General features: G+C 46.5%; 15 protein-coding genes. All 15 read left to right on the forward strand.

The genetic code is table 11. The features are described 5' to 3' along the window. Window positions 1-13 precede the first annotated feature (13 nt). On the forward strand, window positions 14-388 hold the full coding sequence (gene flgB / locus A3K86_RS09705; RefSeq protein ID WP_068330704.1) for a flagellar basal body rod protein FlgB: 375 nt from the start codon (window positions 14-16) through the stop codon (window positions 386-388). 5 nt (window positions 389-393) lie between these two features. Continuing rightward, window positions 394-813, forward strand: a complete 420-nt coding sequence (flgC, locus tag A3K86_RS09710) for a flagellar basal body rod protein FlgC (protein ID WP_068330705.1) — start codon at window positions 394-396, stop codon at window positions 811-813. Window positions 814-824: 11 nt separating this feature from the next. Beyond that, entirely contained in the window at window positions 825-1,511 is a 687-nt protein-coding gene (locus A3K86_RS09715) for a flagellar hook assembly protein FlgD (protein ID WP_068330706.1), read from the forward strand. Window positions 1,512-1,544: 33 nt separating this feature from the next. Further along, on the forward strand, window positions 1,545-2,744 hold the full coding sequence (flgE, locus tag A3K86_RS09720; RefSeq protein ID WP_068330707.1) for a flagellar hook protein FlgE: 1,200 nt from the start codon (window positions 1,545-1,547) through the stop codon (window positions 2,742-2,744). Window positions 2,745-2,757: 13 nt separating this feature from the next. Next, window positions 2,758-3,492 (forward strand): flagellar basal-body rod protein FlgF, encoded by a 735-nt coding sequence (flgF, locus tag A3K86_RS09725; RefSeq protein WP_068330708.1) that lies wholly within the window; start codon window positions 2,758-2,760, stop codon window positions 3,490-3,492. An 83-nt stretch (window positions 3,493-3,575) separates the two neighbouring features. Further along, a complete protein-coding gene (gene flgG, locus A3K86_RS09730) occupies window positions 3,576-4,361 on the forward strand; it encodes a flagellar basal-body rod protein FlgG (RefSeq protein WP_068330709.1) in 786 nt (261 codons plus the stop codon). A gap of 10 nt (window positions 4,362-4,371) precedes the next feature. Continuing rightward, entirely contained in the window at window positions 4,372-5,034 is a 663-nt protein-coding gene (gene flgH, locus A3K86_RS09735; protein ID WP_068330710.1) for a flagellar basal body L-ring protein FlgH, read from the forward strand. After that, entirely contained in the window at window positions 5,034-6,143 is a 1,110-nt protein-coding gene (locus A3K86_RS09740; protein WP_162844324.1) for a flagellar basal body P-ring protein FlgI, read from the forward strand. Before flgH ends, A3K86_RS09740 begins: the two co-directional genes overlap by 1 nt. Beyond that, window positions 6,143-6,673 carry a rod-binding protein gene (locus tag A3K86_RS09745; RefSeq protein WP_068330711.1) on the forward strand — a complete coding sequence of 177 codons (531 nt, stop codon included), beginning with the start codon at window positions 6,143-6,145 and terminating at the stop codon, window positions 6,671-6,673. Before A3K86_RS09740 ends, A3K86_RS09745 begins: the two co-directional genes overlap by 1 nt. Further along, window positions 6,670-8,076, forward strand: a complete 1,407-nt coding sequence (flgK, locus tag A3K86_RS09750) for a flagellar hook-associated protein FlgK (protein WP_068330712.1) — start codon at window positions 6,670-6,672, stop codon at window positions 8,074-8,076. Before A3K86_RS09745 ends, flgK begins: the two co-directional genes overlap by 4 nt. A 27-nt stretch (window positions 8,077-8,103) precedes the next feature. Then, on the forward strand, window positions 8,104-9,006 hold the full coding sequence (gene flgL, locus A3K86_RS09755; RefSeq protein WP_068330713.1) for a flagellar hook-associated protein FlgL: 903 nt from the start codon (window positions 8,104-8,106) through the stop codon (window positions 9,004-9,006). 116 nt (window positions 9,007-9,122) lie between these two features. Continuing rightward, window positions 9,123-10,208: a hypothetical protein gene (locus tag A3K86_RS09760; RefSeq protein ID WP_068330714.1), complete on the forward strand. Its 1,086-nt coding sequence runs from the start codon at window positions 9,123-9,125 to the stop codon at window positions 10,206-10,208. 247 nt (window positions 10,209-10,455) lie between these two features. Then, window positions 10,456-11,646, forward strand: coding sequence for a flagellin N-terminal helical domain-containing protein (locus A3K86_RS23070; protein WP_068330715.1), 1,191 nt, complete (start codon window positions 10,456-10,458; stop codon window positions 11,644-11,646). A 214-nt stretch (window positions 11,647-11,860) separates the two neighbouring features. Further along, the gene (locus A3K86_RS09770) at window positions 11,861-13,054 is read left to right on the forward strand and encodes a flagellin N-terminal helical domain-containing protein (protein ID WP_068330716.1); all 1,194 of its coding nucleotides are present in this window, start codon (window positions 11,861-11,863) and stop codon (window positions 13,052-13,054) included. Between the two features lie 264 nt (window positions 13,055-13,318). Then, on the forward strand, window positions 13,319-14,608 hold the full coding sequence (locus A3K86_RS23075) for a flagellin N-terminal helical domain-containing protein (protein ID WP_068330717.1): 1,290 nt from the start codon (window positions 13,319-13,321) through the stop codon (window positions 14,606-14,608). Window positions 14,609-14,758: the final 150 nt, after the last annotated feature.

The raw sequence follows: 14,758 nt of genomic DNA on the forward strand, positions 1-14,758 counted from the left end.
CAGAGTAGATGAGATGGCTATCAATTTTGAGGATGCATTGGGCGTACACCCTAATACATTGCAGTTCCGAACACAACGCGCAAAGGTGTTGGCCAGTAACTTGGCAAACGCGGATACCCCGAATTTTAAAGCGCGTGATATCAGTTTTCAGGACGCGATGGATGAGGTCGCAAGTCAAGCGCGCTCTAAGCACTTAAGCCGTCGTCATCAAGCTCAGTCGTATGAGCTTCTGTACCGCAATCCGCAGCAACCCGCGCAGGATGGTAACACGGTTGAACTAGGAGTTGAGCAGGCCAAATTCGCAGGTAATGCTATGGATATGGAAACCAGCCTGACTTTTTTGAACATGAAAATTCGCGGTCTGAAGCAGGCCATTAACGGACAGTGATCAGTATGTCTTTTTCTTCTCTATATGACATTGCAGGCTCGGCAATGACAGCGCAGACCGTTCGCCTGAACACGGTAGCCAGTAACTTGGCGAATGCCGATGTGGTTTCTGGTTCTGAACGCGAAGGTTACCGAGCAAAGCGCCCAGTATTTTCATCAGTGATGATGGATATGAACAACCCGATGGCAGGCACTCGTGTTCGCATCGACGATGTAATCGAGAGTGATGAACCATTGCGTCGTCGCTATGAGCCAAACCATCCAAAGGCTAACGAGCAAGGGTACGTATTCCACTCAACGGTCAACGTGGTTGAGGAAATGGCTGACATGATGGCGGCATCACGCAGCTTTGAAACCAATGTCGATGTAATGAGTCGTGCTCGCAGTATGCAGCAAGGCATTTTGCGTCTTGGTCAAACAAGTTAGGAAGTTAGAGCATGAGCTTAGCAAGAGTTAATACCGCAGGTCAGTTTCACCAAGCTGATTCTCAAAGTGCTCAACCTCAGGTTGCGAGCAACGGTAACAAGAAAGACATGACGCCAACCAGTAATGACTTTTTAACCATGATGGTGGCACAGGTTCAAAACCAGAACCCATTGAACCCAACCGATGGTACTGAGTACCTGACCCAGCTAGGCATGATGTCAGCGGTGTCGAGTTTGGAAGGGGTAAAAACGGGCATGATGAACCTCAACATCGGCATGACCAACTTAGAGATGCTGCAATCGACCAACTTGGTGGGTAAGAAGGTATTGATGGACGTGAAAAACGGCCTTGATATCAACGAGGGTCAAACCATCAATGGTCGGGTGCAATTCGATAAGCCAGTCGATAAAGCCACTGTGATTGTGTACGACGAGAAAGGCAAAGAAGTCGACAAGATCAAACTGGGCGCACAAGGCAAAGGCATGGCGGAGTTTGAAATCGATGGTGATGACCTAGGTAAAGGTACTTACTCGTTCAAAGTGGTTGCAGAAAATGGCGATAACGCGTGGGAGCAAAACATCATGATTGCTGCCAAGGTGGACTCAGTCAATATTCCTGCCAATGGCGGGGCTGTGATGCTGAACTTAGCGGGCGTAGGCAAGATGTCGATGTTCGATATGCGTGAAATAACGGCGTAAATAATAAATAAAAGAAGTAGATAGGTAGATTTTATGTCAATTAGTGTTGGCCTGAGTGGCTTACGAGCAACATCGGAACAAATGAACTCCATCAGCCACAACATCGCGAACGTGGGTACTGTGGGCTTTAAATCGTCACGTACTGAGTTCCAAGATGTTTACGCACCGCAATTCGGTGGTGGTGAGATGAACGGTGTAGAAGTGGCGCAAGTACGTCAAAGCTTCACCTCTGGTGGCACCACCAGTACAGGTCGTAACAGCGATTTGGCGATCAACGGTGAAGGCTTCTTCATGGTGCAAAACAATGGCCAGCAGATGTTTACCCGTAACGGTGTGTTTAACCTAGATACTGAAGGCTATTTGGTTTCAGGTGACGGCTACCGTTTGCAAGGCTATGGCGTAACAAGCTCAGGCCAAATTCAGACTGGTACTGTGACTGATCTGAAAGTAGACACCAGTGACATGGCGGCGAAGGTGTCATCTAAGATCAACCAAGGTTTGAACTTGGATGCTAATGCGAAAGCGATTGATTCGGCTAAAGTGAAGTTCGATCCGGAAGACCCTCAAACATTCACGTCGAGCGTGACGTCTACGATTTACGATTCACTAGGTAGTGAACACCAATTAACGCAGTACTACGTAAAAACTGACAAAAATCAGTGGGAAATCCATTACAAGATGGACGATAAAGTGCTTGCTGATAAGAACACCGTTTCTTTCGATGCTGACGGTAAAGTGACCGATGAGTCAGCTCTTAACCTGAACCTAACGTTCGACAACGGTGCGAAGCCACAAGCGCTTGCACTTACGATGAAAGATGTTACTCAGTACGGCAGTGAATTCTCTATCAACAAAAATGCATCTGACGGTCACGCACCAGGTCAAATCGCAGGTTGGTATTTTGAAGGTGACGGTACGGTTTACGCGCGTTACTCAAACGGTCAGACCAAAGCACAAGGTCAGGTACTAATGGCACGCTTCCCGAACCAAGAAGGTTTGCAACAAGCGGGCGGTACGCGTTGGACACAGAGCTTTGCCTCTGGTGCCCCTCTGCTAGGTACTCCGGGTACAGGTCAAATGGGTGCATTGCGTACGGGTATGTATGAAAACTCGAACGTTAACCTAACGAATGAAATGGTGTCTCTGATGTCTGCGCAAAGCAACTATCAGGCGAATGCGAAAACCATCAAGGTATCGCAAGAAATGACCCAGATTCTATTCCAGAACTTATAAGTCGAGGCTGGGCATGGATAAATTATTGTTCACCGCGATGTCGGGTGCGAGCCGCGTAATGATGGCGCAGCAAGTGCATGCCAATAACCTCGCTAACGTGAATACCACAGGCTTTCGTTCTGATATTGAGCAAGCAGATAGCGTGAAAGTGAAAGGGCAGGGCTATGACAGCCGCGCCCTGGTTGCTGCACGTGCTGGTGGTTCTGACTTTTCTGCAGGAACGTTACAGCACACCGACAACCCTTTGGATGTGGCGATTCGTGGTAAAGGTTTCTTTGCGGTTGAAGCTCACGAAGGCGATGAAGCGTATACCCGTGCCGGTAACTTTACCTTGGGTGCGGAAGGCGAACTGATGCTGGGTGAGCGCCCTGTAATGGGCGTTGGCGGCGCTATCGTGATCCCAGAATACGAGCAACTGAACATTGGTAGCGATGGCACCATTTCGGTTGTGCCTCAGGGGGGGGGCTTAGTGCAGGAAGTGGGCCAACTGAAGTTGGTTAACCCGGATTTTGCACAGCTACGTAAAAGCGAAGATGGTCTGTTCCGTGTCACCGGTGAAGGCGGTCAAGCGGATGCGGCAGACGATGTCACAGTGGCGGCGGGCTACCTAGAAAGCAGCAACGTAAACGCGATTGATGCTTTGGTGAACAATATTTCTTTAGCTCGTAACTTCGAGCTACAAGTCAAAATGATGAAGACAGCCGAGCAATTGGCGACTACCGGCAACCGCCTGATCCGCGGTAACTAATCTTCATTTGAGGATCATAAAAGCCCTCTTCATGTCTCGATACGGCAGCAATAGGCTGCCGCTTTTTCTCAGGAGTAATAGCTATGCATCCTGCTTTATGGGTGAGTAAAACGGGTCTTGCAGCGCAAGACACCCAAATGCAAGTCATTTCAAACAACCTTGCAAACGTGAATACGGTTGGCTTTAAACAAGACCGTGCGGTGTTTGAAGACTTGTTCTATCAAATGAAAAAACAGCCGGGCTCGATGGTAGACCAGCAAAACGAAGCTCCGGGTGGCCTGCAATTGGGTAACGGTGTTCGCACAGTGGGTACCCAGAAGTTAATGAAGACGGGTAGCTACCAAAATACCCAAGAAGCGACTGACTTAGCGATCATGGGCGCAGGTTTCTTCCAAGTTGAAATGAGCGACGGTACCACGGCTTATACCCGTAATGGTCAATTCCACCGTAACTCTGAAGGTATGTTGGTAACGGCTGCGGGCTTACCGATGATCCCGAACATTGAGATCCCAGAAAATGCGACAGGCATGAGTGTGGGTAAAGATGGCATGGTGACTATTCAGATCCAAGGCGATCCGCAACCACAAGAGTTGGGTCAAATTACTTTGGCGAACTTCACTAACCCATCGGGTCTAGAAGCGCTGGGCGGTAACTTGTTCCGTGAAACTGGTGCGTCTGGTGCGCCAACCGAAGGTGTGGGTGGTGAAGATGGTATTGGTGCTATCAACCAGTTCACCCTTGAAGGTTCAAACGTGAGCGTCGTGGAAGAGATGGTGAACATGATCACCACCCAACGTGCCTACGAAATGAATGCCAAAGTGGTATCAAGTGCCGACCAAATGCTGAAGTTTGTCAGCCAATCGATGTGAGTTTAAGGCCATGATGCGCGTTATTATTCTTCTTTTCACCAGCCTATTGGCTGCGGGATGTACTTCGGTTTCTGAGGTGGTGGATACCCAACCGCCAGAGGAAGTGCCGTACACCAATTACCCTACTTTTGAAGCCAATACCGATGGCAGTTTGTTTAATTCCAACTACGGAATGGCACTGTTTCAGGATCGTCGTGCGTTTCGTGTTGGCGATATCCTAACCGTGGTGTTAGACGAGCAAACACGTTCGAGCAAAAAAGCGGGTACCTCGTTTGGAAAAGAGAGTAATACCGGCATCACTGTTCCTAAATTTGCAGGCACGCCTTACCCCGATGCCGAGTTTTCGATGAAGGGCGATCGCGATTTTAAAGGCTCATCATCGAGCTCACAGCAAAACTCCCTGAGCGGCAGCATTACAGTGTTGGTATCGGAAGTGATGCCCAATGGTGTGCTGCGCGTACGTGGTGAAAAATGGCTAAAGCTCAACCAAGGTAACGAATACATTCGTTTATCGGGTTTAGCGCGCGTGGATGATATCGATGGCGGCAACCGTATTTCATCTCAGCGTTTAGGTGATGCGCGTATTACCTATTCAGGTCGCGGCACGTTAGCTGACGCCAACGAAGCTGGTTGGTTGTCTCGCTTCTTCAATAGTTCATGGTTCCCTATCTAATGACAATGAAAAAAATCCTGTTTGTAGTGGGCTTGTTACTTAGCCCATTGATGGCGACAGCACGTCCGCTACTGAGTCTGGTTGATATTCAAGGGATCCGTGAAAACCAGTTAGTCGGCTACGGTCTCGTGGTGGGCTTGAGTGGTACGGGTGATAAAAGCCAAACCAAGTTTACTTCTCAATCGGTGAAAAACATGCTGAGCCAGTTTGGGGTTCAGCTACCCGCCAATGCCGATCCGAAATTGAAGAACGTGGCAGCGGTTGCTGTCAGTGCCACTATTCCGCCGCTAGCGGGGAAAGGTCAGGCGCTGGATATCACGGTATCGTCAATTGGTGATGCCAAAAGTTTGCGTGGTGGTACCTTGCTGTTAACGCCATTAAAAGGGGTTGATGGGCAGGTTTACGCTGTTGCTCAAGGTAACTTGGTTGTGGGTGGTGTTAAAGCCCAAGGTAATAGCGGTTCGGGTATCACGATTAATATTCCAACTGCAGGCTTGATCCCGAATGGCGGTATTATTGAGCGTGAAATTCCATCGTCGTTTTTAACTTCGACCGATGTGATTTTGAATCTTAAAACGCCAGGTTTTAATACTGCACGCAATATCGAAAAAGCGATCAATAACGTATTTGGTCCACAAGTAGCATCAGCAGAAAGCCATGCGCGAATTCGTGTTCGTGCTCCGCATGATGCTAACCAACGTGTCACTTTCCTCGCGATGCTGGAAAGCCTTGATGTGCAGCAGCACAAGTCGCTCGATAAAGTGGTGTTTAACTCACGTACCGGCACCATTGTGGTGGGTAAAGACGTTAAGGTTCATACCGCAGCGGTTAGCCACGGTAACCTCACGGTTAGTGTGGTAGAGAACTACAACGTAAGTCAGCCGAATGCCTTTAGTAATGGTAATACGACGGTGACGCCAAGTTCAGATGTGTCTATCGACCAAGAGCGCGGCAAAGTATTTATTTGGCCGGAAAGCAAGGAAGGCACTTCGCTGCAAAGTATTGTTGATGCAGTGAATAGCTTAGGTGCTTCGCCGAACGATTTGATGGCAATTTTGATTGCGTTAGACGAAGCGGGCGCGCTGGACGGTCAACTGGTAATTCTGTAATGAAACTCATTGAAAACGATCATCACTCTGCGCTGTACAACGACGTGAGTGAACTGCAAAAAATCACGGCAAACCCAGATCAAACTCAAGCGCTGCAACAAGCGGCTAATCAGTTTGAAGCCGTGTTTTTGCAAACCGTGCTGCGCCATATGCGCCGCGCATCTGAGTCTATCCATGAAGGGGAAGAGTCCCCTTTTAACAGCAAGCAGCAGAAATTTTTCCGTGAAATGTACGACAGCCAAATCGCGGTAGAAATGAGCCAGCAGCAGAGCATGGGCATTGCCGATATGTTGATGAAGCAATTAAGTCAGCACGACGCATTTAAGCCACAGCCACAAGCGGTCGCTGTTAATCAGCAAGTCGCAATGACATCGACGACTGGCATGACGGGAGCAAGCGCAGGACGCTTTAGCCCGGTGACAGCGCCGGCGTCGTCATCGGCTAGCCCTGTAACCATGCCGCATTGGTGGAGTAACAATACGCCGCTGTCGCAGCACCTGAAAATCCAGATGGATGATGAAGAACTATGAGTTTGATTAATATTGGCTTGTCAGGCATGAATGCTGCCAACGCGGGTCTTTCTGTTACCGCCCACAATGTGTCGAACGTTATGACACCGGGCTACAGTCGTCAACGTGTCGGTTTTGGTGCCCAAACAGGGGCTGACAACCGTGGCGCAGGTGTTGGTGTTAGCAATGTAGAACGTCTGGCTGACAACTACCTTAATCAACAGATTTATCGTCAGCGTGGTTCGTGGGGTTACAACGCGATCAGCACTCAGTACATGAAAAAAACACAAACAGTACTGAATAATGACAGCACTTCGGTAAGTAAAGGGCTGGACCGCTTTTATGCTGCGTTGAATGAAGCGTCGGCGAAGCCGCAAGATGTTGCTTACCGTCAGACGATTGTGAGTCAAAGCAAGTCGATGGTGCAACGCTTTAACAACATGAGCTCGCAGCTCGATAGCCAAGAAAAGCAGATCAAAGGTCAGTTAGACGCATCGATCTCTGAAGCCAATACCCTAATGGCAAGTATTGCGAGCTTGAACAGCAGTATTCGTGACGCTGGTGGTGATACGCAAAGTACCAGCAGTTTACTTGATGCGCGTGATGAAGCGATCCGCCAATTGTCATCAATGATGGATGTAAATCCAACTTATAACGATGACGGCACTGTGACGTTGACAATGGCGAAAGGTCAGACGCTTGTGAGCGGCGATACCGCGAGTAAGCTCGAGCAAGACCACAATGGTGAGTTATTGTTACGTCGCGGTGAAGGCAAGTTAGCATTGGATGAAAACCTAGGTGGTACCATTGGTGGTTTGATTAACTACCGTGATACTGAGTTGGTTGAGCTTCGTCGTGAACTTGATGTGATGGCTTATAGCTTTGCAACTGAGTTCAACGAGAAGCATCAGCAAGGTTTTGATCTTAATGGCGAGCAAGGTAAACCCGTTTTTGGTGGCGTCGATAGCGTTGAAGGTGCCGCAGGCAAATTAACACTGCTAGTGGATGACCCGAAACAACTGGCGTTTTCTAGTAAAGCCGATGAACCGGGTAACAGTGAAAACTTACAAGGTTTGATTGAGCTTAAGAACGCGCCAATTAATGTTGATAAGACCAAGCTGTCAGCTGACGAACTTGAAAAATACGGTAACGTCGTTGATAAGCTAAACGGCAAGTCAATCTATGATAACTACACCGGTCTTACTGGTGATTGGGCGATCAAAACAGCTCAAATGGAATCGGATGCTAAAGCGTCTGATACCTTAGTGAAGCAAGCACAAGGTGAGCGTGACAGCAAAAGTGGCGTAAACCTTGATGAAGAAGCGGCTAGCATCATGACTTACACCCAGATGTACCAAGCCAATGCGAAGGTGATTTCAACAGCGCAACAGCTGTTTGATGTGACCTTGTCAATGTTCAACTAAGTCGCTCGTTGTAAATAGGATAAGATCATGCGTATTAGCACATCGCAAATGACCAACATCATGTTGTCGAGCATGCAGGGCTCTACAACGCAAGTGAACAAAACCTTCATTCAGTTGAACTCTGGCGAGCGTATGCTTGAGGCTTCGGATGATCCGCTAGGTGCGGTGCAATTGATGATGCTAGATCGTGAGCAGTCAGATATTGGTCAGTATAAGAAGAATATCTCTAATCTTCAGACCCAGTTAGGTCAAACTGAATCGCATCTTAAAGCATCGAATACAGCAGTGCTTCGAGCTCAAGAATTGGTAACAGGTGTGCTGAATGCCAGCAACAGCACGATGGAAGGTCGTGAAGCGATTGCCACTGAGCTTGAAAGTATCCTAGAGCAGCTAACTGATATTGCGAATACCAAAAGTCCAAACGGCGATTATATTTTTGCGGGTACCAAAACTGATACGCAGCCGATTGTGAAAGATGCGGCCACAGGTAAATATACCTTTGCTGGTAACAGTGATCAGCGTGAAGTGCGGGTGGCTGAATCGATGAGTATTCCTGCAAACCAAACTGCGGATGCGATTTTTGGCGATGTATTCAATACATTAGATAGCGTTGTGAATGATTTGCGCGACCCAGCGATCGAAGGCAGTAGCCTGAAAGATAGCGTGACGTCAGCGCAAACCGAGCTAAAAAGTTCACTGAACTCTATCAACCGTGCCATGACTGAGGTTGGTGGTCATCAAAATTCATTGACCATGATTTCAGGTTCGCATGATGATAATAAGCTCATCAATGATAAACTGATCGGCGAAGTAAAAGATTTAGACTATAGTGAAGCGATTTTGCAGCTCAAAACGCAAATGGCAGCACTGCAAGCAACCCAAATGACGTACAGCAAAGTACAAGATTTATCGCTGTTTAAAATGATTTAATGCCCTTCTGTCGCACCTCTGTTGTTTTTCAATCAAATTGAAATTGAGTGCGGCAGAGGAATGACAGCTGGTCGGCCAGCGTTGTCGACCAAGAAAATAAATATAAAGAGGCCGCCTTGGTTAACCAGATTTCGTCAAGTCACAATACTATTCGTAGCGGTGACAGTACCCAGCCAGATCGCATTGCACAGCAACAACCCGTTGCTGCCGTCAGTCGTGTCACTGAAAAAAAATCGCGCCAAGAGCAGCAACAGTCAGGTTTAAATGGTCAACCGCGTAGCTTATTAACGCAAACGACCTTAGCCCATAATCAAGCAGCACAAGCACAGACTGCACAGCGTGCGTTGCGCGATGCCAGCGACTTATTGAACCAATTACGTCAAACCGCTCGTCGCTCGCTAAATGCCCAAGAAGGCAAGCGAGATCAACTACAGCAGTCGCTGCATCAGCTGAAAAATAAACTGAGCAAGCTAACGCGTGAAGCCAAATACCAAGATGAGCCTGTCTTGCATCATGACTTAACACCTCGTTTATCGGGTGAGCAGCAACAGGAAACCTTTGGTATTAAAGGGCTTCGTTTAAATACCTTGCGTAATCAAGACGAAATTATTCGTTTCCAGTTTGAATCAGGTTCGCCTGCTACAGTGCGTACCATGATTGAGTTGGATGAAACCAACCAAGAGGTCGCGCAAAAATTTGATCGCGCATTATCACCTCGTGGTATTCAAGTGGCGGTTGATAAGTTCGGTGACTTGGCATTTACGGTCGATAAAGCCGAGTGGCCTAATTTACGCAAAGGTGTGTGGCTAACAGGTGGTGGTCAAATTCTGCCATCGGGCAGCCCAATTAAAGCCAAGCTGGAATCACACGATAAGCAAGCCGTATCGCCAGATGAACTGTCGTTTGCCAAGCCTCAGCAGGTGCGTAAATCATTGGCTGATATTGAGCGTATGTTGCAAAAAGTGCAGCAGGCGTTAAGCCAAATTGATAACGTGCAAAAGCAGGTTAGCGCCGATTTAGAGCGTGTAGTACGCACCAACAGCTTAAAATCTGGGGTGATCAACGCCCAGGGTGATATTGAAGCCAGTTGGTTAGAGGCGCCACAAGATGTGTCGCTACAGCTAATTGAAAACGCAGTGCCAACTCTATTGGCGCAGGCGAATGCGACGCGTCACAACGTGGTGGCTTTATTAGAGCCTTAATAACTATGGATTTGATTTAATTATAAAAAGGCGGGCTTAGGCTCGCTTTTTTTACGCTTGTGATAAAGGGAATGGACATTCTTTCTGGTGTTGAATTGTGATTTTTATCACGTTTGTTGAAGTGGTGATAAATAAATTGTGTGAATACTTAAGGCTGAAAAATAAAGGTCGCTTTAATCAAAATAGCAACGAAACCCATTGCCGGTAGTCGGCAACTGTGGATATTTTGAAATAGAGGACGACTCTCATGGCAATGAGCATCAACACCAACTTTGCATCTCTGAATGCGCAACGTAACCTACAAAGCACACAAGGTTCACTTAACACTTCACTAGAGCGCCTATCTACTGGTCTACGTATCAACAGCGCTAAAGATGATGCTGCTGGCCTACAAATCGCTAACCGTATGGACTCTCAAGTAAACGGTCTAAACATGGCGAAGCGTAACGCGAACGACGGTATCTCAATGTCACAAACGGCTGAAGGTGCACTACAAGAGTACACTAACATCCTACAACGTATGCGTGACCTGTCTGTTCAATCTAAGAACGGTACTAACTCTGATTCTGACCGCGCGGCATTGGATAAAGAATTCCAAGCAATGACTAAAGAACTAGACCGTATCCAAGAGACAACGACCTTTGGTAAAGGCGAGAAGCTATTTGATAAGCTGTCTAAAGGTGTTGATTTCCAAGTTGGTGCTGATGTTGATCCAGTTGACGCAACAACAATGACTAAAGCAGACACAACTAAAGTTAAAGCTGATGTTTCTAAAGAACTTGGCGGTGCTAATTTGACTGATCTTAAGGCTGCTGATGGTCAAATGGACGGCACTAAAAAGCTAACTGCTGCGCAAGCTGAAGCGGCAAACAAAGCTTTAGGTTTGTCACTTGCAACAGACGGTAATGCGACGTTTGATAAAACAACCCTGAGCCAAGAGCAAAAAGATAAGCTAGCTGCTGGTCTTGCTGCTGAAGGCGTTACTCCTGCAAACGATGCGGCAGATGGTACTGGTACCAATGACCTAACTGCACTAAAAGCAGCGATGGATAAAGCTGGTATCACATCTTCAAAACTTGAAGACTCTAACGTAATCAACGTTAAAGTTGACTCTGCATCACTAGATACTTCTAGCCTAGGTGCAATCGGTGATGTTGCGGGTTCTGAAAAAGCGATTCAAGAAATCGACAAGATGATTGAAAACGTAGGTTCTGTTCGTGCAGATCTTGGTGCGACGCAAAACCGTTTCCAATCTACGATCAACAACCTTGGTAACATCGCTGAGAACATGTCTGTAGCGAAAGGTCGCATCATGGATGCAGATATCGCAGCAGAATCAGCGAACATGACTAAGCAAAACACTATGATGCAAGCAGGTATCACAGTGCTTTCACAAGCTAACCAAATGCCAAGCATGGTATCTCAGCTACTACGTTAATTCGTAATGAGCTAGTTTAACCATTACGGTTAAAGGTAATTGAAGGCGAGCATTGAAAGATGTTCGCCTTTTTTATTGCATTTAGGGTAAGGTGCGAAATAAAACAAAAAAAGGTTTAACTTTAAATTCTAATGGTCGCTGTGGAGAGATATACCGCATTTTCATTGCCGATAGTCGGCAACTGTGGATATTTTGAATATAGAGGACGACTTTCATGGCAATGACCATCAACACTAACTTTGCATCTATGAATGCACAGCGTAATCTGCAAAGCACGCAAGGTTCCCTAAACGGTTCACTACAACGCCTATCAACAGGCCTTCGTATCAACAGTGCAAAAGATGATGCGGCAGGTCTACAAATTGCTAATCGTATGGACTCGCAAGTGAGTGGTCTAAACATGGCGAAGCGTAATGCGAACGATGGTATTTCAATGTCACAAACGGCGGAAGGTGCACTACAAGAGTACACTAACATCCTGCAACGCATGCGTGACTTGTCAGTTCAATCTAAGAACGGCACCAACTCAGACTCTGATCGTGCAGCATTGGATAAAGAATTCCAAGCGATGACCAAAGAGCTTACTCGTATCCAAGATACCACGACGTTTGGTAAGGGTGAGAAGTTGTTTGATAAGCTGTCTAAAGGTGTCGATTTCCAAGTGGGTGCAGATGTGGCGGGTATTGAACCAGCCAAAATGTCGAAAGATGATACTAAAGCAGTACTTGCTGATGTGACGAAAGCATTGGGCGGTATTGATGATACAGAGGCGGGTAAGATTGCTTCTGGTGCTGCGAAATTGGGCAAGGCTGGTAAGTTAGATGCTGACGAAGCAGCGGCGATGAACAAGGCTCTTGGTGTTTCAACATTTAATGATAAAGATGACCTAGCTTCTGTAACACTAGATGATGATCAGAAAGCGAAAGTTGCTCTTGCTGCTGAAGTAACGGGGGGGGTGAAGTTCGATGGTACGAACATTAAAGATAGTAACGATCTGACTAGCTTGAAAGCGGCAATGGAAAAAGCGGGTGTAGAATCATCTAAGCTACAAGATGCAAACGTAATCAGCGTTAAAGTGGATTCAAAAGCTCTTGATACCGCGAACCTAGGTAAAATCAGTGATGTAGCGGGTTCAGAGAAAGCAATTCAAGAAATCGATAATATGATTGAAAGTGTCGGTGCGGTACGCGCTGACCTTGGTGCGACACAAAACCGTTTCCAATCAACGATCAATAACCTTGGTAACATCGCTGAAAATATGTCTGTTGCTAAAGGCCGTATCATGGATGCAGATATCGCAGCAGAATCAGCGAATATGACTAAGCAAAACACCATGATGCAAGCAGGTATCACAGTGCTTTCACAAGCTAATCAAATGCCAAGCATGGTATCTCAGCTACTTCGTTAATTTATGCAACGCACTTATTCGCGATTTAGCTATTTAATAAAAGAGCTATAACGTGGAGTGTTGAAGTTAAGAAGCGAGCCTCGGGCTCGCTTTTTGTGTTGTGTTATCTATCTTTTTGTTTTGAAAGAGATAAAAAGATATTTTCGAAAATAGTGAAAAAATTGCTTAAGAAGCATAAAAAGCGGGTCGCTCTCAAAAAGTAATAAGCAATTCCATTGCCGGTAGTCGGCAACTGTGGATATTTTGAAATAGAGGACGACTCTCATGGCAATGAGCATCAACACAAACTTCGCATCTTTGAATGCACAGCGTAACCTGCAAAGCACGCAAGGTTCACTAAACAACTCACTACAACGCCTATCTACAGGTCTACGTATCAACAGCGCTGCTGACGATGCTGCAGGTCTACAAATCGCTAACCGTATGGACTCTCAAGTTAACGGTCTAAACATGGCGAAGCGTAACGCGAACGACGGTATCTCAATGTCACAAACGGCTGAAGGTGCACTACAAGAGTACACTAACATCCTACAACGTATGCGTGACCTGTCTGTTCAATCTAAGAACGGCACTAACTCAGATGCTGACCGCACTGCTCTGGATAAAGAATTCCAAGCAATGACTAAAGAGCTAAACCGTATCCAAGAAACAACGACTTTTGGTAAAGGCGAGAAGCTGTTTGACAAACTGTCTAACGGTGTTGACTTCCAAGTGGGTGCAGATGTAACAACTGTTGATCCTGCTAAGACATCTAAATCAAATGCAACGCAAGCAGTTGACGATGCACTGTCTAAGCTGGGCGTAGCGTCTGACTCTAAAACTAAAAATGCTGACGTTGCAGCAATTGAAACTAAACTAGCAGCTGTTGCTGCACTGACTGACGGTACGAAATCAGCTGATATCGCTGCACTAGGTGGTAAGGCTGATGCAGAAAAATTCCTAAAAGAAATGGGAATTGACGCAACAGTTGAAGACGGTGCAACTCCTGGCACAAACGTAAAAATCACCTTGGCAACTGGTGGTAAAGCGGAAGCGACAAGCCTAAATGCACTAGCGACAGCGACTAAAGCTGTAACTGAAGATGCGGGTACTAACAATGGCGTTAAGCTACCAACAGCAGCTGCTGATGGTTCTTACGACATGAGCGCACTGAAAACCGCAATGGATAATGCAAAAGTTGATAGCTCTGCATTTAAAGATCCAAACGTAATCAGCGTTAAAGTTGATTCTGACTCTCTAGATACAGCTAACCTTGGCGCAATCAACGACGTTGCGGGTTCTGAGAAAGCAATTCAAGAAATCGATAAGATGATTGAAAACGTAGGTGCAGTACGTGCAGACCTAGGTGCGACTCAAAACCGTTTCCAATCTACTATCAACAACCTTGGTAACATCGCTGAAAACATGTCTGTAGCGAAAGGTCGCATCATGGATGCAGATATCGCAGCAGAATCAGCGAACATGACTAAGCAAAACACTATGATGCAAGCAGGTATCACAGTGCTTTCACAAGCTAACCAAATGCCAAGCATGGTATCTCAGCTACTACGTTAATTTTGGTTCCGGTCTCGGACTTATTATCAACGTAAGCCAACGAAGCGGAAGTTTTACTTCCGCTTTATTTTTATCATTTCAATTAAAATCAATAACTTAAAGTTGGTATGAAATTTGCTTTATACGTTGGCGAGTGAAGCAAGTGGTACC

It is taken from the genome of Photobacterium jeanii (assembly GCF_001650345.1).
Taxonomy (GTDB): Bacteria; Pseudomonadota; Gammaproteobacteria; order Enterobacterales; family Vibrionaceae; genus Photobacterium; species Photobacterium jeanii.